Source organism: Allobosea massiliensis (assembly GCF_042655245.1).
Classification (GTDB): domain Bacteria; phylum Pseudomonadota; class Alphaproteobacteria; order Rhizobiales; family Beijerinckiaceae; genus Allobosea; species Allobosea massiliensis.
The window spans coordinates 1-21,292 of the sequence record NZ_JBHSLU010000152.1; the positions used below are offsets into that span (position 1 = coordinate 1).

Genomic DNA, 21,292 nt, shown 5'->3' on the forward strand with positions numbered 1-21,292 from the left:
GCTTCACCCGCATCGGGCGCTCGGATATCGTTCACCCCGCGAGTTCATCGCGGCCCAAGCAGCACCGTGAGAAATGTCCGGGCTTTTGGGGGCTACAACAGGCGCGGCGACGACGAGCGCCACCGCAAGGCGCAGGATCGGCGGGCGCACCGTGATGAACAGCACGACCAGCAGCCCATAGGCGGCGACAGCGGCCACAAGTCCGACCAGTCCCGCGCCGATCAGGCCGGAGCCGGAGGCGTAGGCCAGACGCGCCGCTTCCACCGTGAGCAGGAAGGGCAACGCATAGACGGCGAGCGTGTAGGCCAGAACACAGAGGCCGACGATCAGCACGACCGCCATCACCATAAGCGTGATCATCGCAACATCCTCCTGATGCCGATGGCCGGGCGGTCATCGGTCGGTCGCGCGGGGCAATCCCCGCGCGACCACATTTTTTTTGGAAGTCGAGAGGCAGGAAGGCCGGAACCGCTGACGCGATCCCGGCCGGTCGTCACTCCGCCGCAACGGCGAAGGCTTCGGGCTCGCTGGCTTCGTGAGCGTCCTCGGCGTCAGCGCGCGGCGCGTCCGGCTGCTCGTCCGTCAACCATGCGGGCTGCACGGTCCGCATCAGCGGCGGAAGCCAGCCCGTTGCGGCAAGGAGCTGCTCGGCAGCTTCCGCCATCGGCTGCTTCTTCATGGCGGCGATGCGGTCCGCCGCCTCGTTGCTGACCGCTTCGCGCACGGCGGCGAGGATATGCGCCTTGGTGACGCGACCGAGATAGGTCCGCACCGTGGGCGTCCAATGCGCCGTCATGTCGAGGGCTACCGCCGTCGCCAGACTGTCCGCCGTCTCATGGGCGCATGGCTTGCGCTCCCATGGCTGCTTCACCGCGTTGACGGTGAGTGCGGCGCAATGCGCGAACAGCGCCATGACGCTGGCATGGTCGAGCGAGGCAATGAAGCCCCACAACTCCGCCACGTCGCGCGGCATATCCGCCGCCCATGCCGCATGACGATCCGCCAGCGCCTTGCCCGCTGCCGTATCCTCGATGCCGTCCGCGTGTCCGCCAAGATGCGCGGAGGTCGGGCGGATTTCGAGGCAGGTGGCGTCCACGCCGCGATAGAAGGTCTGCGCGGCGAGCGCATGGGTGACGGCGAGCAGGGCCATGTCCGGCTGCTCGCCAAGCGCGAGGCGAAGGCCAAGCGTCCGGTGAGCGGTGAGGTCGCGGATGAGCAGATCGGAGAGCGGCTTGCCGTCTTCCTCCGCTTCCTCGTCTTCCGGCTCAAGGTCGGAACCAAGGTTCCCGCCCTCGTCGTGTCCGCTGTCCTCGATGATCTCGCCATCGCCGCTGACGCGAACGCCGTCATTGACGGTTTCGCTGGTGTCGACTTCCTCCGGCTTCTCGTCCTCGGCACGGATGAAGCCGCGTTCGATGCGGGTTTCTCCGTCATGGGAGAGCACGACGAAGACGCCGCTGCGCGCGATCTCTTGCGCGTCATAGACATGGCGCAGGGCGTCGATGCGCTCGATCTCGGCCTCAAGCTCTCCGAACTTCTGATCGACATCGTCAGGAAGTTCTTCGGCGCTCTCATATTCCGACGACAGCCGATCATATTCCTTCTGTGCGCCGTCGTAGGCGGCAGCGTCATCCTCGGAAAGCTGCACCGGCTGCGGATAGGTGCGGCGCAGGCCGTGAGCGTGGGGATAATCGATATGGACCGAAACCCACTTCCAGCCTTCCGCCTCCTGCACCTGCGATGCGATCCGCTCCAGCTTGTCGATGACAAGCCGGTCCAGCAGCGCGGCGTCTTCGTAGAAGCCGCCGCGATCCTCGGTGAACAGGTCGCGGATGATGTTGCCGCCTGCCTCGGCATAGGCTTGCGCACCGACAAAAATCGCGCGCCGATCCGTTGCCGCGACGTTGGTCTTGGTGAGGTCGCGGCGGATGATCCACGGCTCGCGGTTATGGGACAGGTTCTCGTAAACCTGCTCCTGCCGTGCGTGATCCTCGGTAATCGCGAAGGCCATCAACTGGTCCAAGGTCAAATCGCCGTCGCGATAGACCTGCATCAGCTTGGGGCTGACCGCGCCGAGACGAAGCCGCTGCTTCACCACATGCGCCGTGACGCCGAAGCGCGCGGCGATTTCCTCCGCGCCCCATCCGCGATTGTCCGCAAGCTCGCGGAATCGTTCGAACTGATCCGCAGGCGAGAGGTCTTCACGCGACACGTTTTCGTCAAGGCTGATCTCGGCCGGATCGTTTACTGTGTCGATCACGCAGCGGATTGGTTCGGTCTTCTTGATCTCCTTGCGCTTCACGCGCAGCAACTGCGCCAGCCTGCGGCCTTCACCGATGGTGACGAGATAGAAGCCGGTCGGCTCGCCCTCTGCGTCACGCTCGGGCTCCACCACCAGATTTTGCAGGATGCCCTTGGCGGCGATGCTCGCGGCCTTCGCCTCGATGGACGCTTCGCTATGCGGGGTCTTGCGGGCGTTCTTCGGGTGCTTCTTGAGCTTGTTGAGTGGGATGAAAACCGTCGCGCCATTGTCGATGACGGGAGCGGTGTTTGCGTTGGTGGTCATGGTCTTTCTCCTATGGGCTTGGGTTGGAGCGCAGCGCTGCGCTGCAACCCTGGCCGTCGCCGAGACCGGGTGTGCAAACGGAGGGGTGGCTTCGCGGGGAACCGGCTGCAGGGAGCGCAGCGACCGAAGCTGGGCGGAAGCCCACTCCGAAGTGCGCCGAGGGCTGGCCCTAAGCCCGCTGCCCGGCGTGAGCGCCAGCGGGAGCCGGGCGAGAGACATCGAGCAGGAAGTGCAAAGCCTGAAAGTCGTGAACACGGATGTCCTGATCACCGCATTTCCAGATGCAGCAAGAAGCACCGCGACGGTTGCTGTTCCAGTCACAAGTTACGAAAGTCCCTCCAGCACCAGACGAGCGACGGTCTGCGCGCGCGTCCTGGCGCCGAACTTACGGCGGGCCTGATCGATATGGGTCCTCACCGTGGTCTGGGACACGCCGAGCAGATCGGCGATCTCCCAATCGGTCTTTCCAGCCGCCACCCATCGGATGCATTCCAATTCGCGATGGGTGAGCGCAGCCCGCGGATTGATGACCGGCGCTAGTCTGGTCAAGGCGCGGCATCGCTCATGCGTGAGGAAGGCAAGCTGGTGCAATTCGCCGCGCAGGGCGGGCGGCATGGGTCGCTCCTTGCCCGCCATGGCGACGAGCCCGAAATAGCCGCCCGGTCCGTGGATCGGAACCGACAGCCCGTCCGTCCAGCCCCATTCGCCAGCGGTGTCCCAAATATCCTGTTCGGCGCGCGACAAGGTGCGCACGGCCTTCGCCTCTAGCCAGGTAAAGGGCGCGATGCGCCGTCTGGCTTCGGCTACGGTGTAATCGGCGGCGAGGAAATTGCGCCTAACATAGAGCTCGATCCAGTCAGGCGGCCAGTCCTGGAAGAAGAAATGCGTCTCCGGTCCCATATCAGTCGGCAGGAAGGCGCCGCAAGCGCTGGCAGTATAGCCATGGACAGCGATCCGCTGCTTGAACAACGCCTTGACCGCATCGATCGTCGCGCAGGCCGCAAGCGCGCCGGCGAATTCATCGTCCATCGCTGAACCTATTCCTTTGAACCGGAACGTTGCGATCGCTGCCGAAGCATCGCGCGCAGGCGCCTTCACAAATGCTGCGCCGCTCGATGCTCACCCGCTGCGAACGATGCGGATGGCGTCGCCGCGCTTCAAAATGCGATCCTGAGCCCGACCTATCGCGGCGGGATTGGACGATGCGCTGGTGAACTGGCGACTTCGCTGTTTCTTGACGCAATCGATTGTGTTCCTCAAGGCCGCAATCGTCCTCGCTGTATGATCGGTCAGAACCTCACGCTGAGATTGGCGCGAACCGATTGATCACTGGCGCTGGGGGCGAACTGGCCGCTGTAGGATATGCCGAGGGTCGCGGCGGGTGTAAGGTTGAGATCAAGCCCAGTCTCGATGATTGCGGCATCTCTTGCGATCGGCACACCGGCGACCGTGAAGGGGTTGCCAGCGGAGAAGGCTTGCATTGACAGAGGCGTGGTGTCGCCGAAGGCGTGCCGCCAGCCGAGCGAGCCGCGCGCGGTCAGGTTGATGTCGGCGAGAGCAAAGCCAGTCGAGGCCCTGAGGCCAAGCGTGGTGAACGTCGTATCCATGGTCTGGCCGTTGGCGCGGAGCCCCGCCACGCCGCCCTGTTCGGCAAAGCCGCCGTTGTTGAGGTTTACATAAGCCAGATTAGCGAAGGGTTCGAACGAAGCGACAGGCGTGTCGATGCGGTAGCCGAGATCGCCGAAGGCCTGGAAGGTGCCGGCATCGTATTTGCCCTTCAGGCTATCCGCGAAGCCGGGGAAGATGGCGGAGCGGCTGGTCGAGATATCGTGCCATGTGTAGGTAAGGCCGGTGCGCAAACCAAGAGCCCCCCATTGCGTGCCGCCATAAAGGCCAAGGTGATAGTTGTCGCTCGATCCGGAAGACTGGCGGTCCCGAACATTGAAGCTGGTGCGGCTATAGCCGGCGATGAGGCCGAGCCGCCAGGTCTCGAACACCGGTGTGTCGGCGCCGATCAGGAAACCGCCGGTCGAGCGCTCGAGGCGTGCGGCATTGCCGTCGCTGCTGGTGTGGCCCCAGGAGCCAAAGCCCTTGCCCCAGACGGCCAGGCGGTCGCCGGTGGGGGCGACAGCCTGTGGGCCGCCGGGACCATAGGCCATCACCGGTAGAGAGGATGCGGCAACATCCGCGAAGGCCGAGCGGATGCGGTCGGTCGCGGCATCACGCACGAAGCGGCTGTCCTCGATCAGCGCCGTCTTGGCGCTGGCATAGATCTCGCCCGAAACCGCATCGAAGGCGCGGCGGGCGGTAGGCGCGTCGAGTTGCAGGACGGCCGCATAGATCGGATGGCCCCAACCCAGCGATTCTACCCCACCGCCCGCGGCACGCTGATTGCGCGTGCCGCCGATCGTGGCGAAGTCGGTGCTGTTGCGGTTCAACGTCAGATAAACATTGCTCGGATCGTAAGTGAGGACCGGCGTCAGGAAGGCGAAGTTCGAGGTGGCGCCGGCAAAGTTGCCATTGCGCCCACCAGTGGCGGTGAGGATGGTGTAGGTGGTCGCCGGCGCATAGTTTCCGGCGCTGGCCAGCACCTTGACTGTCCCGCCCTGGATCATTGCTGTGCCCGTGGCGAGGATCTTGTCCGCTTGACCTGCTGCGTTGGCTTCAACCTCGTAAATCGAGCCAGGCGCGAATGTGACATTCCCGGTGACGTTGAGTGTGCCAATCGAGTTGCCCGGCGCGATCGTACCGCCGGCGTTCACCGTGGTCGAGCCGACGGTGCCGCTACCGGCAAGTATGCCGCCCGAACTGACCGTGGTCAGCGCCGAAGTGGCGATGGAGCCATCGACCACGAGAGTGCCAGCGTTGATCGTCGTAGCGCCAGTGTAAAGATTGGTCCCGGTCAGACGGAAAACGCCCGTCCCCACCTTGGTCATGCTGCCGGAGCCGCCGATGGTACCCGATAACGTGGTCGAGGTGTTATCGGCTCCTGTCGTCAGAGTGCCGGCGCCTAACGTGACATTGCCGGCGCCAGCGAGCGAACCGATGGCCTGGTTGAAATTATTGAGATCGAGCGTTGCAGCGCCATTCACCGTATGGGCAGAATTAGCCGAGAAGGCGTTCGCATTCGCGGCCTGCAACACGCCGGCGGAAACCAGCGTCGCGCCACTATAGTTGATCGTGGAACTGAAACCACTCCCTGAGGTTTGTAGCGTCAGAGTCCCGCTCCCGGTCTTGGTCAGTCCGCCGGTCCCGATGATCGAACCGAAATAAGTGCCATTCTGGTTATCGCCGCCGATCGTGAGCGTACCTGCGCCGAGATCTATGGTCGGAAGCGCCCCAGGGAGGAATGCGAAGGACGTGAAACTGTCGAGCGAGGCGATCGTCTGGTTGAAGCCGTTGAGCTTCAACGTGGTGTCTCCATTCAGTGTAAAGCGCGAATTAGGCGACAGCACGTTGGCGGCGCCCGTCTGCAGCATGAGCGTGAATGAGGGCCCCCCTGATGCCCCAGATAAGAAGGTACCCCCCGTATACGTCGTCGCCCCGCTGAGTGTTAGATTTTGGCCTCCACCGAACATTACAAAGTTGCCCGACCCTGAGATCGTGCCGGCGAACGTTCGCGGCGCGCTATCGCCGCCAAAGAGAGTAAAAGACGTGGACGGATTAGCATGGTTCACGATAGTACCCGCACCCGACAGATTCGCGACGCTCGCGCCTCCAGCCGCAATGTTGACGGTGGTGCCAGGATTGGTCACTAGCAACGACCTTGGCGCAACCAAGGGATCGCCCGAAACGAGCCCGCCGAAATTCACTGTCCCTGACGTAACGGTCGTATTGCCGAGATAGTCTCCTGTAACGTTGCTGAGCGTGACGGCGCCTGTCGTTGCGACACTGAGACCGAAATTTCCGCCAATCGCAATCCCGTCGAGAGCGCTGTTCTTCAGATTGATGGAGACTGGAACGACGATCGCAGGCAGGGGGCTTGCGAGCGCAATATTCCCGATCAGACCCGCCTGAAGCACAATGGTATTGCTGCCGGGCGTTGCATTGCTGTCGATGATCGCCTGACGCAGCGATCCGGCGCCAGAGTCGTTTGTGTTCGTGATCGTAAAATTCGCTGCTCGCGCAGGGTCCGCGCCCAAAGCCGCGCCGCATAGTGCGGTACTGATCAAAAAGCCTCGACGGAACAAAGTGCTCGGCGCACAGCGAAAAATGCCGTTCAGAAGGGTGATCGAGAGCAGCCGCCCGCGCTCAATGGTCGCGACCAATAACCGTCGGATTGTCTCGAAAGAAATATCTGCTGGAACCTTCATATTCGTCCTGGTATTGAAATATGAGGCAGAGCGCTTCCTCAGCGTCCAAAGCTGCGATTCGCTCTCGGCAAATGCAAGCGATCCCCACTGCCAAGAGCGGAAAATTCGGGGGACACTACCGACACTTGATACGTGACATGAGCCTTGGCTTACCCGTGTGATCGTGCAACCAGTTGTTCTCGCTAGATACCGGATCGAGCTTTGGAAGTTTGGCTGTTTCCGCCAACTCGTAGACAACCGTACGTTTTCTAGACGATGCACCAAGCGCGCGGCGATACTCCTGAAAATATTATCACCTCTACTTAAAGGCGGCGCGCTCTCAATCATTCCAGAACGCCTGCTTCCCCTTCGCGGGCCGGAGCGCCCGCGACCGTTTGCCCACATCGCTTTGGAGCTTGTCGGCCATCCAGAGCAATCCGCCGAGGATGGTGGCGCGCTCAGCGCTAGCAAGGATGCGCCTGCCAGCATGGCGCCCGCCCGCGCAGGATCACAGGTTGCGCCCTTGGGGGCGACCGCGCGTTCTCCAGCGCGCATCACGCCGTTCGTGCAATGCTGGCATCGGCCATTGCCGCCGCATAGGTTGCACACACGCCCGTCGGCTTGAACCCCGGATCCGCTGCACCCGGCGCAGCGCGCGGAGCCATTACAATAATAACAGGTAGCCATCGCCTCGCCCTTTGATCATGAAACAACGCACGTCACCCAAGGCGACAGACGCGCAGTCGACTACGGTAACTAAGGGATGATGATGTGGTCGCGGTCGTCGGCGGTTCTTCAGCAATCGGCATTTACGGCCGTTTACCCGCCCCCTCCTTGCCGACATTTACACCCCCTGGAATCAAATCCATAAAACGAGGATCAAAATCGCGATTTTCGAGAGGGATGTCTCTCCTCGAAAACGAGGAGGCGAGCGCAAAAATCCGTGCGTTGATCGACGTTTCGCCCCCTCGCGCGTCGCCTGCGCGCCTCAGCCATACAGGCGAACGGATCAGGCGGCTTTCTTCCGGGTCAAGAGGGACGTCAGCACCGCCACCCAATCCCATTTGATCAAGGCCGTCGCAAGCGGCGCATAGGCCAGCGCGACGGCGGACATCGCGCCGGTGCTCTCCCAGAACGAACGCGCCAGGCGCGCATAGCCGGCGGGCCATTCCGGCTCGGTGTCGGGTAGGAAAAGCCAGCGCCAGAGAAGGGCGATGGCAACGCCGAGCGGCACGCCGGCCATGCTAATGCCAAAACCAAGGGCTTTTCCGACATGGCGTTCGGCCCTGCCGGCGACGATCTGCACCGCCAGAATAACGCCGATGATGATGGGCCAAAGTGCATGGGCGATCAGATAGCCGCCCCATGCGATACGCAATTCAGCGTTTAGCGAGAAAAACCAGAACGGTGCGGCGCAAGGCAAAATCAAGACGGCGAACATCGCGAAGCCCGCCAGCGGATACAGAATATCCTTGGTCCTGGCGCGCTCGTCGAGCCACGTGAACCAGCGGCGGGTGCTCTTCAGGGTTACTTCGAGTCGCGCATCACCGTCGGCGTCGACGACGATCGTCCACTTGGCGACGGTGAACTTGTCCGCAACGCCCGCGAGTTCAAGCGATGCGCCGACCTCGAAAGCCGAGGAAAAGCCGCTAGCATCCTGAGACCAGTCAGGCTTCTCCGCCTGCCTCAGAACGATGCGCATAATGTGCTCCCTCCTCAAAAAGCGATCCTGAGCCCGACTTGTCCGGCGTGGCTCGTCGAGGCGCCAAAGCGAGCGCGGCATGCTCTCGCGACCGAAGCCGCCAGCGGGTCAGCGAGCGCCGCCATCGAACAGAGCGCCGACGCTGCCAGCAGGACGGCGTCGGGCGCCCGCATGGCCCGAGCGTCTCTGCTTTCCCACTAGATCCGGACAGTCTTCGCCCTCCTCGATGTTTCGCAACGCACGCTCCCAAAAATCAAACTCGCAAACAATCTCGGCTCAAAGTCGCGGGTTTTCAGCGCCGCGTCTCTCCTCGAACACGAGGAGGAGTGACAAAAAACATCCCCGCCCGTTCCCTCGCGGATTACGACAGTCCGCTTAGCACCAGGCGCGCGACCGCCTGCGAGCGCGTCCTAGCGCCCAGCTTGCGGCGGGCCTGATCGATATGAGTCCTCGCTGTGGTCTGCGATACGCCGAGCAGGCGGGCGATCTGCAAATCCGTTTTGCCGGCCGCCACCCAGCGCAGGCATTCCAGCTCCCGATGGGTGAGCGTCGCCTGCGGATCGGTCACTGGCGCAAGACCAGTCAAAGCGCGGCAGCGTTCATGCGTCAGGAAAGCAAGCTGTTGCAGTTTGCCGCGCAGCGCGGGCGGCATGGGTTGCTCCTTGCCAGCCATGGTGACGATCGCGAAATAACCGCCCGGGCCGTGGATCGGCACCGACAGCCCGTCCGTCCAGCCCCATTCGACGACCGTATCCCAAATGTCCTGTTCGGCGCGCGACAGGGTGCGCTCGGCTTTCGCTTCCCGCCAGGTGAATGGCGCGATGCGCCGTCGCGCCTCGGCGACCCCATAGTCGGCGGCGACGAAATTGCGGTTGACATAGAGTTCGAGCCAGTCCGGCGGCCAGTCCTGGAAGAAGAAATGCGGCTCCGGGCCCTTGTCGGCCGGGAGGAAAGCGCCGCATGCGCTGGCGGTATAGCCGTGGGCTGCGATGCGCCGCTTAAACAAGGCTTTGACCGCATCGATCGTCGCGCACGCCTCAAGCGCGGCGGCAAACTCATCCTCCATTACCTAACCCCTACCTCCGCCGAATGGAGGAATGCGAAGATTACCAAAGCATGACGCGAGAACCGCCGGGACACCTCAAGCGCATTAACTCGCGCCCGACATCGAATCACGGGCCTGTCCCACGGTGTGCGAAACTCCTATTGACTTGATGGTTTAACCTCTTTTGGCGTCGCTGAGAGCGGTCGGGGAATTTGCGATCGTAGCTGACCGGCTTGCGAGCCTCCAATGCCTGACGGACGTAGTCGCGGATCGCTGTCCCTGCTTCAGAGAGCGGAATGAAAGGTTCGTCGGCGTCTTCCCGCGACGGCGCGTCGATCGCCGTATCGGGGATCCGGTGTCGCACCCACCGGCCTTCGCCGTCCATGATTAGGCGATTCCGGGTGACGAGGTGTTTGAGGCGATATTGGAGAGTGCGCGGCGGGACGGGGGTTTCCAGAGCGCGCAGAATCTCCGGCGCCAACAGACCATTGGGGCTGCGCCGCATGGCGTCTTCGATTGCTGCCGGAGCTATCTCTGGGACATGGTTTGCCAAAGCGGCCCTTCCTGCGCGTAGAATCTAGACGCAAGAATGACGTGGATGGGCCCAAGAATCAAGATTATGCGCAAGAGTGAGGCTAGGCGCAATCATAGTTGCGCCGAGCTAGGGCACCGATCCGCACGACGTCTTTATGCCCGGAGCCAGCGGTTACTACATTTAGGAGGGGGTTAGAGGGTTATTGCGTAGAAGTAGTTCTCATCATCACCCGGTGCGGCGCGCCACTACTTAGCTCATTTTCGAGCTCCGAGTTTACAGGAAATTTACAGGCCGTTTACAGCCGGGGACTTAGCCCTCGGCTGCGGCTTTTTTCCGGGCCCTGATGACATTGTCCACCTTGTCCTGGCCGGAGTCCGCAAGACGGCGCCGCTCGGCCTGACGGCGATAGATTTTCGCAGCCCGGTCCGTCGCATGCTCGAGCTGCGACATGATCTCGGCATCGCTCGCTCCAGCCTCGGCGAGCTCGACGCCGCGCGAATGGCGCAGGCCGTGGAGATTGAGGCCAGGACGTAGCTTCCCAGCCTTGGCCAAGCGCTCGATGTGACGCTCGACCGCCTGGCCGAGCTGCCTTTCTTTCCAGATATTGCCGTCGGCATTGTAGGCGATGGTGGATGCCTTGTTCGGCGTAGCGGTCAGGAACGCGGTCAGCCTAGTATCCTCGCGCTTGTTGCAGAGGACCTTTCTCTTCTCCGTCATCCAGAAGAGGCGCGGCTGCGGGTTACCCTGATCGTCGAAACCCGTCGTCCGGGCTGCAAGGGGAATCATGCAGATCGTGCCCCGCCGGAAGCCACCCCAGCGTGCGAGGGCGTATGCCCGGGCCAAACCCGAAAGGTTGCGCTGCACCGCGTCTTCGAGCGCCGCCTCGAACTCATGTTCTTCCCAGATCGGATGTGCCTCTCCCGCATCGTGGGGACGAGGAAGCTTACCGATTTTCGCGAAGGGGTCCGCCGGTATGCGGCCGTCGTCCAGAGCTGGGGCCAAGGCGTTCTTGAGCACCTGCCGTCTGTCATTGGCTGCCTTGTATCCCAGAAGCGCCCAGGCATCCCGGACGTCCCGGAACCAATTGACCGTCACATCCTGGAGGAAGACTTCGCCGCAATCCTGTCGGATCTCGGTCGCCATCCTCAGATATTCCGCCTGGGTGCTACCGGCGAGCCCGAGGAATTCCGCGGACGGCTTGCGCTTCTCGCCATCACCGGCATAGCGCAGCAGCATCGCCCCGATCGTCCCCTCGAGACCGCCCTGCACCTTCTGGCGGGCCTCCAGGCGATTGAGAATGGCCCGCACCTCAACGCGAAGTTCATCGCTGCCGTCCGGGCTCGTCAAGGGCCCTTCCCGGTAGTCCCCTTTGCGGAAGTACAGGTGGATGCGGCCGTCCGGCTTTCTAACGCGCTGGACATGAGGAATTCTTGGCTTTGGCTCGTCCATGGTGCCTGTCGCGGATCTTCTGAAGTGCCTCGTTGCGTCGCTCGTCGGCAACAGCTTCGGCAGGTTGATAGCGGCGCGGCTGATCGGCGGCGTTTCCGCCGGCGAACGCCTGGTTTTTCGGGGGTAAGGAATTCACCCACTCGTCGATCTGGTTTCGATTCCAGCGCGCAACGGCAGCGCCGAGCGCGACCGCCGGCACGGGGCAAACCCTACGGAAGGTCACAGGGGAGAGGTCCAGATAGGCGCAGACCTGCTCAAGGCTCAGCAGCAGGGGCCATGCGTTCAGCACCTGAACCTTCCGCTGTGCAGAAGCGTCCAAGCAGCGTGCGCCCAAAGAGGGATCGTCGCCAAGCATCGAGCAGAGTCCACGGAAAATCCCGCCTTTCGGCTGGATCGTTTCCGCGCCTCACTCGAATTTGCACAGGGCTGGCACGTTTTGCCCTGACGCAGCTGGGTTCGCGGGTCTCAGCGCTACTGCCCAGCGGGATCTGTTTCCGTCGACCCCGAATTCGTTCCAACACCGCGGCGGCCGAGCGCGAAGCTCGGCAACCAAGACCCTCCGGTTTTTATCTCCATGCGGCCACCGGCGGCCACACAGGGTTGCCCATAAGCTTCGAGCACGCGGCAACATGCGCTTTCCATCGGAAGTCGAAGGGGCGGGGTATCCCAGTGTGTGGAGGAATCCCGCTGGCCTTCGACCGCGACCCGAATCGATCTCGATGCATTCAGAACGTAGCACGAACGGCAGTTTCCCCGAAGCCGCCGTCCAGAGTGTCAGGCCTGTCGCCGGTAGCCTTGGTTAACGGAAACCCATCCCCAGGCCGGGCGATCATTGGCCGCGTCTCGGACGACGAATTCGTGGACGATGCGCTCGATGATTGTCAGCAGGCGCCCACCGTCGAGGCGGGGCTTGAAAATGTAGAGTTCGTCGGCACGGCTGACGCGCTCTCCCTCACCGGTATTGTAGCCGGTGAGGCGGATGGCGTCGCGCGGGTCAAGGTTGAGATCGGCGCAGTGCCGGCGGCCGGCAGGAGACGAGATCCAGCGAGGCAGAGAAGCCGCGCTAAGCCGCTCATGGAGCTCCTTCTCGAATGCGATGAGGGAAAGCCCCTTCGGTAGGAGGACGCGGATGACGCGCGAGCGCGCCTCGACGGGAGCGCCCGGGAGCGGCTTGCGCGAGGGATGGATGAGGACGAGGCGCCAGTTGTCGTAACCCGGATCGCAGGCAAGGCCCGCTTCGGCCTCGTACATGCCGGCGTAGCGCTCGAGGTTGATGTCCTCGATCCGGGCGAGCGCGTTCTCGGCCGCGGTCGCGGAGATCTTGAACAGCGGCAGGGCGAAGCGCCGCGCCAGGCCGTGGAGGCCGCTCGGCTGGTCGGGCGCCTTCAGCGTGTCGCCGGAGCCGGCGACATAGACATAGGCGACATGGCCGGGCTGGTAGGCCTCGGAGAACCCGGCATCGAGAAAGGCGCGCTCCGGAAGCGGCGCGAGCTTCCTGCCGCCGATCGCGGGCCAGCGCGTCTCGACATAGTGCGTGACGGCGGCCGTGCTGCCCTCCTCGCGGATGCGGCGGCGCGTCGCTGGAGTAACGTGGCCCTCGCTGCTGGTCGTGTTCATCATGGTTTTTGTTTCCTGTCGTCTCGGGCTTCCCGGGGGGTATTCCCGTTCTCGCCTCATTCCCGTTCCCTCTCTCCCTTCTCGACCGGCCGGATGAACCCGATTGGCCTCCTCGCGCCCTCCTTCCCTCCGAGGAGGACCTGCTCGGCCCCGCGGATATCCGCAGCGACGAGATGCCGTCGGCCGGCCTTGCAGGCGAAGCCCATCGCGATGTCCCAGAGGCGCGAAAGCATGCGCGGATTGTGAGCCGCAGTGGCCTGGAACAGCGCAACCTCGGGCTCGGCGAACCTGCCGCCGACTCGCAGGTTCGCCTCGTGGAAGATGCTCTTCTGGATGGCGATCATTTCTGCGGGCTTGGGCTCGATCGTGAACACGATCAGCCGGTCGACGATGCTGGTCGGCAGCGGTTCCAGGCTGTTTGCCGTCGCGAACCAGAAGATGTGGTCGGCCCTGATCGGCAAATCGACGAACTCGTCGACGAAGCGGGCGGCGTTCTCGCGCTCGAGGAGGGAGTGCAGGACATTCGTCGGCGTCTCGGCCGGATTGATAGGCGAGGCCTTCTCGATCTCGTCGATGACGATGAGGGGCGAGGCATGGCTGCCCTCGATCAGGAGTTTTGCGACCTTGCCCGGTCCGGACGCCCGCCAGACCGGCGTCAGCCCGGAGAACGCCGAACCGCGGTCCGTCATCAGGTTCATGGCGATGACCTCGGAGGACACGTCGAGCACCTCGGCGAGCTTGCGGGCATAGAAGGTCTTCCCCGTGCCCGGAGGTCCGACGACCACGGCGGGATCGAGCCGCAGTGGCGTCCCGGTCGTAGCACTGAGCCCCGCGGCCCTGACGATCCAGGCGGTGACCTCGCTGAACTGCGGACAGATCGCATCGAGGCTGGCGAGACGATCGATCATGACGTCGTCTGGGATAACGAGCTTGCGCCAGGGCCCGCGCTCGTCGGCATACATCCTGGTCCAGAGCCGGACCTGGCGCGCCTGACCTGCATCCTCGTCGTTATTGGCCTCGGCCGGGTCTCCGACGAAGCCGTCTCCATGGCCGAGCCGACGAGCCAGTCGCTCGGCATCGTAGAGTTCGATCGCGGGACCGGCCGTCTGATCCGGGCCATCAGCGCCGATCTCGGCGGCATCGGCATGTTTGGTTATCGTGAGCGCGCCATCAGGACGCTGGTCCCGCAGATGGCCAAGCAGGAACTGAAGATTGAGCATGCGCCGGTGCTCGAAGAGTTCGGCGGCGGGAGACGGACTGCTTGTCATCACCGGCCTCACAGCTCGACACCGCCGAGGACGGTCACGAAGCGCCCGCTCTGCTTGGCGATGCGGCGTCCGACTCCGAGCGCGATCTCGACCGCGGCACGCATCGGATCGGGATCGGCTGCACGTTCGGAGATGAGCCGCTCGACCTCCATCTTCACGATCAGGTCGTCGGAGCTGCGTGCCGGCCAGAGACCGATCCGGCAGAGGCGGGCATAGGCGAGGATCAGCGCACCGCGCCGGGCGCCGTACCAGAAGGGAGATGGTGGCTCGGCCTGCGACCAGGCTTCGACGCTCGCGAACAGCGTCCTCACCTCATCGAGCAGGAGAGCGAGATCCGGCGGGTCGTCGAACCAGGCCTCCAGCGCCATCCCGTGATCGAGGTGATAGACCTCGGGCGGGGTGCTGTCGCCGGCACCCGATTGCGGCAGCACGGCACCGCTGAAGCGCTGGGCGGCCTCCTCCATGCCGCGCGGCACGCGCGCGCCGATCACGAGACGCGGGTGGCTGTCGGCGAAGGAGCGCCGCAGCGCGCGCTCCATCAGCTTGGCATCATGGACACCGTCACCCTTGCGATACTGCTCGCCTCGCTCCTTCGCGAGCATGGCCCTGGCGAAGTGGTCCTCGGGCGAGGCAGGCGGGACCAGCAGCATCGCGATCTCGCCGGCATGGGACAGGAGCGCAAGCGCATTGCCGATGTCGACCATGTACTCCAGCGCCGAGGGATCGGCGTCGGCGAGGGTCAGGAAGCGCTGATATTCCTGGGCGTGAAACAGAGCCCTTTCGCGCAGGTCGAGAAGCGGCGGTAGCCGTTCGAGAAGAGCAGCATGGCGCTCGACGTCGTCCGGCATGTCCGGCAGGAGCCCCTCAAAGGCGGCGAGCTCGTCGGTGACCTGCACGCTGTCGGTGGTGAAGACGAGGTCGCGCAGGGTCGGTGCGGTGGTGTCGGTCATGGCCTTGAACCTGTTTCCCTGGGGTCGGCTCTTCCGCCCCTTCACCGCTTCGCGATCGCCATGCCGAAAGGCGCGCCGGGGAGGCGCGCCCTTGCGTTCTCAGCATCAGGAGCTGGAGCGCGCAGATCAGTCGCGGTCGGTGACAGTCCGCCCGAGCTCGACCGCCCATTCGATCGCGGCCCGCATGGGATCGGGATCACGGGCGCGCGGTGCGATCAGGTCGAGGGCGGCCTGCTTGACGGCGTGGTCGTCGTCGTCGAGTGCCCGGCACACGCCGATCCGGGCGAGCCGGCCATAGGCGAGAAGCTCCGCCCCCCGGATGGCATCATCGAGAAGCGAAGAATCCGCAATCTTGCCCTGGAGGCGCCGCCAGACATCAACCTGCCGCAGCAGCGTGCGTGCACCGTCGAAGACGTCGGCGAGGTCGACCGGCGTCGCGAGCCAAAGCTGCAGCGACCGGGCCATCGCGACCGGATAGGCCGCGGGCTCGCCCGCCGCAGCGCTGAGGCAGCGCTCCGCCAAGATCTTCGGCAGCCTGGCCGGCCTCATGCCGTCTTCGCTGAGCGCGACGAAGTCGTCGCCGCACATCCGGCTGACGCGATGGGCGATGTGAGGCTCGCCCGATCGACGCGCCTGATGGCGCAGGGCGCGGCGCAGATCGGCGCGGGCGCGATAATCCGCCTCGCTGCGCGGCGCGATCAGCATCGTCGCGACATTGCCGGCATTGATCAGGATCGCCCAGGCCTGGACAGCATCGGATTTGAGGTCGTCGACCGTGAGGGTGCCGGCGCCGAGGGCCATTAGCAGGTCCTGGATCTGCGCGGCATGGAAGCGGGCTCGTGCCCGGATAGGTAGGAGCGAGGGGCGCTCGCGCCAGACCGAGGCGCACCGCCGAAGACCGGATTGATCCTCGTCGCCGAGGAACTCGAGAGCCTCGAGCTCGTCGACGACGCCGGCGAGCGGGAGGTCGGCGGCGGCCGAACGCCAGGCCGCCGCGATGTCCGGGTTATTGCTGATCTTCACGGGAATGCTCTTTCATGAGGGGTGATCTGCTGTCCGCAGCGCCCTTCCCCTGTCTCTCTTCCTCATTTGCGTGGACCAAACGCGAAGAGGCGGCACCGCGCGGCGCCGCCCCTTCCTTGGAAGACCTCTGGTGAGTTCGCCTAGAACTGGCCTAGACGATCGGAATCCAGTCCGGCTCGCGCACGACCGTCGCGGTCGGACGCCAGCCATGGGCGGGCCAGGCGGCTTCCGTGAACAGATGGCGGATCGTCGCCTGCATGTGCGCGGGATCACCGCGGCTGGCGCGCGCGTTGATGACGGTGACTAGGCGCTCCTTCGCCTGCGCCTCCGGCGAATGCTTCAGCGCCGGCCAGATCGCAATCTGCGCCGCGGCCATGTAGGCCAGGATGAGCGCGCCCTCGCAGGCCCAGCGCAGATCGCGCGCGCCATCTTCCGCCTGCCGCGCCAGAACCCGCAGGCGATCGGCGATCGCGAACATCTGCTCGACACGAGCGAGCCGGCCTTCGAAGGGAGGCTCCGCCTTCAGGAACAGGCCCCAGCGGGCGATCTCTCGAGGCGAGAGCAGGACGTCCCCGGCCGAGGGCGGGGTCAGATCGACGAGATCGAAGTGCCGGATCGGCCAGTGCGCCAGGCCCCGATCATCCTGGGAGGGGGCCGCGGGCCCCGGCGGCACGATCAGCGGGTCTACCGCATAGGCGGCGCGCTGAAGCCGGATCCGGGTCGCGCTCGCGGCATCGAGCATAGCGGCCTCGCCACGCTCGGCATCGTCACCGTGGAGCGCGTCGGCCTCGGCAAGCGCCATCTTGGCATGGGCATCGCGAACGGTGTCGCAGGGCCAGATCGCGACGATCGCGCTGCAGGAGAGTTTTGCGATGGCGAGCGCGACCCAGGCCCGGTTTTGCGGATCGGGGTGGTCGCTGCCGATCAGCAGCCGGCGAGCCTCATCGCCACAGCGCTTCGCGTCGATGGCGACAGCTTGAAGGTCAGGCGCGCTGCGCCGGAATGCGATCAGCTCCGCGACCGACGGATCGTCACTGACGCTCTCTGTGATCGCCGCCAAAGGATCACGGATGGGCTCGGCCGGACCATCCTGGCCACCGGGATGTGCATTGTCGTGCGGCGCCAGCGGGCCGCGAGAGTCGTTCCTGGTCATGTCTGCTTTCTCATGTGGGTCATAGCCCTGTCGGCTACGTCCTCGTCCGGCCCCTGGAATCGCGAGAGGGCACCGCGGTCCGCGGCGCCTCTCGGGATGTTCGGAATCTGCTCCGGTCCTGATCAGAGCGGCTTGAAGCGGCCGGCCGTGTCCTGCTGCATGCGACGCAGTTCTTTCAGGCGATCGGCCATCGCGGCGGCGAACATCACGATGTCCCGCAGGCGTTCTTCGACCAGGCGCTCCGCCATATCCTCGATCCGGGTTCGGAGGGGCTGGTCTCCGGCCGTGACCGCGTCGATCAGGCAGGCGCGCGACAGATCGGCGGCCGCCAGCAGGTTCGCGCCGTTGCAGGCGCGCTGAAGCCGGTCGAGACGCTCGCGATCGAGATCAGCATCCTCTTCAACCGCCCGCGCGAAGCGGTCGGCGTCGTCGAGCTGCAAGGCCGCGCGGTCGACCAGGATCGAAGGTGGCGCTTGGTCGCGCAGGAAGGCCATCAGGCTGAGACCTTGCTCCAGGCCGAGGACCGTCGGGCGACCGTCACGCGCGTCATCGGGGGTGGGCACTGCGGCCACATGGAACACCGTCTCGACGACTTCGACGTCGCCGACATCGCCATGCGCGAAGGCTTTCCGAGCGGCAGCGGCGAAGTCGGCATCTCCACCGACTGCCGCAATGACGTCACCGAGGACGCGTCGCCGCGCCGCGAAGTCGACGGCCAAGCGTGGCGGCGCCAGCGCGACCGTGATGGTCGAGGCCGCGTTCAGGAGCGACAGTCCGACGAGCATGTCGAGGTAGTAGACAACCTGCGCCCGTTCGGAGGTGCCGGCGAGCGCGAGGAAGCGGGTGATCTCGACAGCGTGTCCGATGGCGCGCTCGGTCATGTCGCCAACTGGATAAGTCTCGGCGGCGAAGCTGGCGTAGCCCCTTTCCGCGCCCGCCGATAGCGACAGGCGGTCGGTGAAGACGGCGAGGTCGTCGGTGACGTGTCGGAGCGGCAGTTCGAGCTCGATGTCGGCGAGGGAGGGAGAGGAGATGGTCTTCATGTCAGTCGTCCCAGTTCCTTGGGGGTGACAGCCACGTGGCTGCGCTTTCCCTCGGTCCTGGAATCGAGAAAGGCGTCCGATGCCGGACGCCTCCCTCGTGCTTTCCTATCCGGCCGACTCAGACCAGCTCGTTCCAGTCGAACTGCAACCTGTCGCGCGCATCGTACGGCAGAGTCTTGATCCACGCCGCCTCGGCCGTGATGTGTCGAACTGCCGACTGCATGGAAGGCGGGTCGCCAGCTTCGCCGCGCCTGTTGATCAGCGCGACCACCTGCTTCTTGGTAGCCAGCGCGTCTCGGTTGTGGACAGGCCAGATCATGACCTGGCAGGCGGCGAGGTATCCCATCAGGCGCGCCCCCTCGGCGGCTACCATCAGCTCGCTGGCGTTGACGGGACCGCGCCCGGCGAGTTCGAGCAGGCGGTCGCAGGTCTCGAACATTTTTGCCGCGCGCTGCACGAGTAAGCCGAGATCCGGGGCGGATCGGGCGAACCGGCTCCATTCGACCACCTGCCTGTCGGCGAAGGCGGGAACGCCGCCTCGAAGAGGAAGTCCCTCGACGAGATCGAAGCGCTCGAGCGGCCAGCTTGCGAGTCCACGATCATCGGACTGCGGCGCAGCTGGCGCCGGCGGCAGGATCAGAGCTGGCACTGCGAATGCCCCGCGTCGCCAGCGGATCCGCCGGGCGGTCTGCGCCTCCATGCTGCCGCCGAAGTCCTTTTCGCGGCGATGCAACTGCACGCCCGTTCTCGCGTCGAGCGCGAGCTTTGCCTCGGCCGCGTCGAGGTCGTCTGCCGGCCAGAGCGCGACGAGCGCGATCAGGCTGATGCTCATGATCTCGAGCCCGCCGCAGACGGCCTCACCGACCTCGTCGCCACTCTCTCGCGCGAGCCAGACCCGGAACTCCTCAGAATGGAGGTTCTTGGCGTTCCGCGCAGCATTCTTGAGATCGAGCGGCTGGCGCCTGAACGCCACCAGCTCGGCGACGCTCAGATCATCGCCCGCAGCGATCTCCATCGCCACCGTGATAGGATCGCGCAGGGTGGTCTCCGCCGTCTTGTCGATCGCTTTGCTGCTGCGCGGCGCAAGCGAGCGGCCGCCCTCATTCTTCCTGGTCATGTCGGGTACTTTCATCGGGGTTACAGCCATCCCGGCTGCGCTTTCCCTCTCGATCCCAACATGGAAAAGGCGCCCGGTGGGCGCCTTCGTCGTCAGGGCAGATGGTTTTGGGTTCAGGCCGCCAGCTGGAAGTACTGGCTGCGCTGACGGAGCCACCGTTCGATCTCGTCCAGATGAGCATGTTTGCTGACCTCATCCTCAGCGAGACCCGCACGCAGCTCGGCAACCTGCCGCAAAGCCCCTTGCAGAGTCAGCCACGGCACCTCGGCGTCGGTGGTCAGTCGCTCGCGTAGCCAAGCCTGGCCCTTTTGCCAAGCGACCGGGGACATCGACTGCGGAGCCTCCAGCAGCATCAGTCGGTTCGCAAAAGCTTTCAGCCGCTCATCCGTGAACTGCGCGGCAATAGCCGGGCGATCCTCCCATGGCGAAGCGTTCCAGCGGGCGCTCAGCCGCGCGTCCTCGTTCGAGAGGAAGCCGCCGCCGTAGAGGCTGGCTTCCGGGTAGGGCGAAGGCTCGCGATCGGCGAAGCGATTTGCCATGGCGACTGCGACACTGGATCGGAAGCCGGCATGATCGCGAATGCGGGCGGCGCGCTCGTGGTAGAGTGCCTCATCGCGCTGCTCGGGTGGCAGGGCATTGCAGCCCTGCGCATAGGCCAGCAGGATCGGCTGGGCATTGGTCCGCACCAGCCTGATCGGGCGCGGGCCCGGGCCCGACATAAGCTTTGTGACCTCGTCCGCGCTGCCGTCGAGATAGCTGGCCGGGTCGATGGTGAGATCGACAGTCGCCCAGGAGGTTGCGACAGTCGGGTTCGCCACGACGCCAACCACGGGGGTCAGCTTCGCGGCGCCGCCGAGGAGCAGAACCTCGCCGCCGGCAAGTAGCCGGTTCGGGATGGCCTTGTCGGCGAGGCTCAGCATCATCGCGACCGTTGCAGGTGCGATCTGGCGCAGGTGCCGGAACAGGGCCATTGTCGCTCGGGTATCGCCGAGCGCATCATGTGCTTCGTGCTCGGCGAGCGCGATGCCGTTCGCCCTGCAGATGTCGCCGAGCTTGAAGCTCGGCTTGCCAGTTGGGCCGACCGGCACGGTGATGGCAGAGGGTTCCAGCATCGCGACGGCCCGGGTCATCGTCAGGAGGTCAGCCCGGCGATGACCGCCAAGCTGGGTCGCATAGGGCGGGAGGAGATGGGTGAAGAACGCGTGCCGGAGCATTTCCTCATCGAACCGGATGGTGTTGTAACCGATCACGGTCGACGGCGCCCAGGCAGACAGCGCCTTTGCGATGGCGGTGAGCATTTCCGTGCTCGACATCGGTGCCTGCTCGAGCTGGGCGGGACCGATACCGGTGGTCAGCAGCGCTCCCGGCGCGGGCACGATATGGGCCGGCAGGCGGCAGCGGAGCGAGAGCTCGCCCAAAGGCTGGAGGTTCTCATCGGTATGGATCAGGGCTGCCTGCAGCGGCACGTTCCATTGCGGTTCGAGACCGCTCGTCTCGAGGTCGTAGATCACGAAGGACATCGGCTTTAGGTC

At 64.7% G+C, this 21,292-nt stretch carries 18 protein-coding genes; all 18 read right to left on the reverse strand.

The genetic code is table 11. The annotated features are described in order from the left end of the window. Positions 1 to 3 precede the first annotated feature (3 nt). Complete coding sequence (locus ACFPN9_RS28750) at positions 4 to 360, reverse strand: hypothetical protein (RefSeq protein WP_377817991.1); 357 nt, start codon at positions 358 to 360, stop codon at positions 4 to 6. Between the two features lie 133 nt (positions 361 to 493). Continuing rightward, complete coding sequence (locus ACFPN9_RS28755) at positions 494 to 2,566, reverse strand: ParB/RepB/Spo0J family partition protein (RefSeq protein ID WP_024925053.1); 2,073 nt, start codon at positions 2,564 to 2,566, stop codon at positions 494 to 496. Between the two features lie 324 nt (positions 2,567 to 2,890). Continuing rightward, a complete protein-coding gene (locus ACFPN9_RS28760) occupies positions 2,891 to 3,595 on the reverse strand; it encodes a LuxR family transcriptional regulator (RefSeq protein ID WP_024925052.1) in 705 nt (234 codons plus the stop codon). Between the two features lie 260 nt (positions 3,596 to 3,855). After that, the gene (locus ACFPN9_RS28765) at positions 3,856 to 6,879 is read right to left on the reverse strand and encodes an autotransporter outer membrane beta-barrel domain-containing protein (RefSeq protein WP_377817992.1); all 3,024 of its coding nucleotides are present in this window, start codon (positions 6,877 to 6,879) and stop codon (positions 3,856 to 3,858) included. A 319-nt stretch (positions 6,880 to 7,198) separates the two neighbouring features. Beyond that, positions 7,199 to 7,333 carry a conjugal transfer protein TraD gene (locus tag ACFPN9_RS28770; protein ID WP_081766922.1) on the reverse strand — a complete coding sequence of 45 codons (135 nt, stop codon included), beginning with the start codon at positions 7,331 to 7,333 and terminating at the stop codon, positions 7,199 to 7,201. Between the two features lie 534 nt (positions 7,334 to 7,867). Then, entirely contained in the window at positions 7,868 to 8,560 is a 693-nt protein-coding gene (locus ACFPN9_RS28775) for a hypothetical protein (protein WP_024925050.1), read from the reverse strand. 361 nt (positions 8,561 to 8,921) lie between these two features. Further along, positions 8,922 to 9,626, reverse strand: a complete 705-nt coding sequence (locus ACFPN9_RS28780) for a LuxR family transcriptional regulator (RefSeq protein ID WP_024925049.1) — start codon at positions 9,624 to 9,626, stop codon at positions 8,922 to 8,924. Between the two features lie 106 nt (positions 9,627 to 9,732). Next, entirely contained in the window at positions 9,733 to 10,110 is a 378-nt protein-coding gene (locus tag ACFPN9_RS28785; RefSeq protein ID WP_273512927.1) for a hypothetical protein, read from the reverse strand. Between the two features lie 339 nt (positions 10,111 to 10,449). Next, the gene (locus ACFPN9_RS28790) at positions 10,450 to 11,487 is read right to left on the reverse strand and encodes a tyrosine-type recombinase/integrase (protein WP_257733298.1); all 1,038 of its coding nucleotides are present in this window, start codon (positions 11,485 to 11,487) and stop codon (positions 10,450 to 10,452) included. Positions 11,488 to 11,545: 58 nt separating this feature from the next. After that, complete coding sequence (locus tag ACFPN9_RS28795) at positions 11,546 to 11,944, reverse strand: helix-turn-helix transcriptional regulator (RefSeq protein ID WP_156450885.1); 399 nt, start codon at positions 11,942 to 11,944, stop codon at positions 11,546 to 11,548. 419 nt (positions 11,945 to 12,363) lie between these two features. Next, positions 12,364 to 13,209: a hypothetical protein gene (locus ACFPN9_RS28800; RefSeq protein ID WP_257733299.1), complete on the reverse strand. Its 846-nt coding sequence runs from the start codon at positions 13,207 to 13,209 to the stop codon at positions 12,364 to 12,366. Positions 13,210 to 13,262: 53 nt separating this feature from the next. Further along, positions 13,263 to 14,474 carry an AAA family ATPase gene (locus ACFPN9_RS28805; protein WP_082732964.1) on the reverse strand — a complete coding sequence of 404 codons (1,212 nt, stop codon included), beginning with the start codon at positions 14,472 to 14,474 and terminating at the stop codon, positions 13,263 to 13,265. A gap of 8 nt (positions 14,475 to 14,482) precedes the next feature. After that, entirely contained in the window at positions 14,483 to 15,424 is a 942-nt protein-coding gene (locus ACFPN9_RS28810) for a hypothetical protein (RefSeq protein ID WP_257733300.1), read from the reverse strand. A gap of 126 nt (positions 15,425 to 15,550) precedes the next feature. After that, positions 15,551 to 16,447 (reverse strand): hypothetical protein, encoded by an 897-nt coding sequence (locus ACFPN9_RS28815; protein ID WP_257733301.1) that lies wholly within the window; start codon positions 16,445 to 16,447, stop codon positions 15,551 to 15,553. 151 nt (positions 16,448 to 16,598) lie between these two features. Beyond that, the gene (locus tag ACFPN9_RS28820) at positions 16,599 to 17,600 is read right to left on the reverse strand and encodes a hypothetical protein (protein WP_257733302.1); all 1,002 of its coding nucleotides are present in this window, start codon (positions 17,598 to 17,600) and stop codon (positions 16,599 to 16,601) included. Between the two features lie 122 nt (positions 17,601 to 17,722). Then, a complete protein-coding gene (locus ACFPN9_RS28825) occupies positions 17,723 to 18,643 on the reverse strand; it encodes a hypothetical protein (protein WP_067993459.1) in 921 nt (306 codons plus the stop codon). A 118-nt stretch (positions 18,644 to 18,761) separates the two neighbouring features. Beyond that, the gene (locus ACFPN9_RS28830) at positions 18,762 to 19,916 is read right to left on the reverse strand and encodes a hypothetical protein (RefSeq protein ID WP_377817993.1); all 1,155 of its coding nucleotides are present in this window, start codon (positions 19,914 to 19,916) and stop codon (positions 18,762 to 18,764) included. After that, positions 19,874 to 21,280 carry an exonuclease domain-containing protein gene (locus ACFPN9_RS28835; RefSeq protein ID WP_067991331.1) on the reverse strand — a complete coding sequence of 469 codons (1,407 nt, stop codon included), beginning with the start codon at positions 21,278 to 21,280 and terminating at the stop codon, positions 19,874 to 19,876. The genes ACFPN9_RS28830 and ACFPN9_RS28835 overlap by 43 nt, the downstream gene beginning before the upstream one ends. Positions 21,281 to 21,292: the final 12 nt, after the last annotated feature.

What these genes read in the sequence shown, in the direction of transcription:
- ACFPN9_RS28760 (WP_024925052.1), bottom strand. Translation starts at nt 3,595, where the DNA reads ATGGACGATGAATTCGCCGGCGCGCTTGCGGCCTGCGCGACGATCGAT.
- ACFPN9_RS28820 (WP_257733302.1), bottom strand. Translation starts at nt 17,600, where the DNA reads ATGACCAGGAACGACTCTCGCGGCCCGCTGGCGCCGCACGACAATGCA.
- ACFPN9_RS28810 (WP_257733300.1), bottom strand. Translation starts at nt 15,424, where the DNA reads ATGACCGACACCACCGCACCGACCCTGCGCGACCTCGTCTTCACCACC.
- ACFPN9_RS28800 (WP_257733299.1), bottom strand. Translation starts at nt 13,209, where the DNA reads ATGATGAACACGACCAGCAGCGAGGGCCACGTTACTCCAGCGACGCGC.
- ACFPN9_RS28775 (WP_024925050.1), bottom strand. Translation starts at nt 8,560, where the DNA reads ATGCGCATCGTTCTGAGGCAGGCGGAGAAGCCTGACTGGTCTCAGGAT.
- ACFPN9_RS28780 (WP_024925049.1), bottom strand. Translation starts at nt 9,626, where the DNA reads ATGGAGGATGAGTTTGCCGCCGCGCTTGAGGCGTGCGCGACGATCGAT.
- ACFPN9_RS28795 (WP_156450885.1), bottom strand. Translation starts at nt 11,944, where the DNA reads ATGCTTGGCGACGATCCCTCTTTGGGCGCACGCTGCTTGGACGCTTCT.
- ACFPN9_RS28765 (WP_377817992.1), bottom strand. Translation starts at nt 6,879, where the DNA reads ATGAAGGTTCCAGCAGATATTTCTTTCGAGACAATCCGACGGTTATTG.
- ACFPN9_RS28805 (WP_082732964.1), bottom strand. Translation starts at nt 14,474, where the DNA reads ATGACAAGCAGTCCGTCTCCCGCCGCCGAACTCTTCGAGCACCGGCGC.
- ACFPN9_RS28785 (WP_273512927.1), bottom strand. Translation starts at nt 10,110, where the DNA reads ATGCGGCGCAGCCCCAATGGTCTGTTGGCGCCGGAGATTCTGCGCGCT.
- ACFPN9_RS28755 (WP_024925053.1), bottom strand. Translation starts at nt 2,566, where the DNA reads ATGACCACCAACGCAAACACCGCTCCCGTCATCGACAATGGCGCGACG.
- ACFPN9_RS28835 (WP_067991331.1), bottom strand. Translation starts at nt 21,280, where the DNA reads ATGTCCTTCGTGATCTACGACCTCGAGACGAGCGGTCTCGAACCGCAA.
- ACFPN9_RS28825 (WP_067993459.1), bottom strand. Translation starts at nt 18,643, where the DNA reads ATGAAGACCATCTCCTCTCCCTCCCTCGCCGACATCGAGCTCGAACTG.
- ACFPN9_RS28750 (WP_377817991.1), bottom strand. Translation starts at nt 360, where the DNA reads ATGATCACGCTTATGGTGATGGCGGTCGTGCTGATCGTCGGCCTCTGT.